Origin of the sequence: Corynebacterium sp. ACRPZ (assembly GCF_022346205.1) — a bacterium.
GTDB lineage: Bacteria > Actinomycetota > Actinomycetes > Mycobacteriales > Mycobacteriaceae > Corynebacterium > Corynebacterium lehmanniae.
In genome coordinates this window covers 1-659 of sequence record NZ_JAKRMR010000045.1, presented here as the reverse complement: position 1 = coordinate 659, position 659 = coordinate 1, and the positions used below count along the sequence as shown (strand labels likewise).

Genomic DNA, 659 nt, shown 5'->3' with positions numbered 1-659 from the left:
GTGACGGTACCTGGAGAAGAAGCACCGGCTAACTACGTGCCAGCAGCCGCGGTAATACGTAGGGTGCGAGCGTTGTCCGGAATTACTGGGCGTAAAGAGCTCGTAGGTGGTTTGTCGCGTCGTTTGTGTAAGCCCGCAGCTTAACTGCGGGACTGCAGGCGATACGGGCATAACTTGAGTGCTGTAGGGGAGACTGGAATTCCTGGTGTAGCGGTGGAATGCGCAGATATCAGGAGGAACACCGATGGCGAAGGCAGGTCTCTGGGCAGTAACTGACGCTGAGGAGCGAAAGCATGGGTAGCGAACAGGATTAGATACCCTGGTAGTCCATGCCGTAAACGGTGGGCGCTAGGTGTGAGTCCCTTCCACGGGGTTCGTGCCGTAGCTAACGCATTAAGCGCCCCGCCTGGGGAGTACGGCCGCAAGGCTAAAACTCAAAGGAATTGACGGGGGCCCGCACAAGCGGCGGAGCATGTGGATTAATTCGATGCAACGCGAAGAACCTTACCTGGGCTTGACATACACCAGACCGGGCCAGAGATGGTCTTTCCCTTTGTGGTTGGTGTACAGGTGGTGCATGGTTGTCGTCAGCTCGTGTCGTGAGATGTTGGGTTAAGTCCCGCAACGAGCGCAACCCTTGTCTTATGTTGCCAGCACGT

1 rRNA gene is annotated in these 659 nt (G+C 56.6%); it reads left to right on the top strand.

The annotated features are described in order from the left end of the window. Window positions 1–659, top strand: a 16S ribosomal RNA gene (locus MHX64_RS11910); the annotation flags it as partial.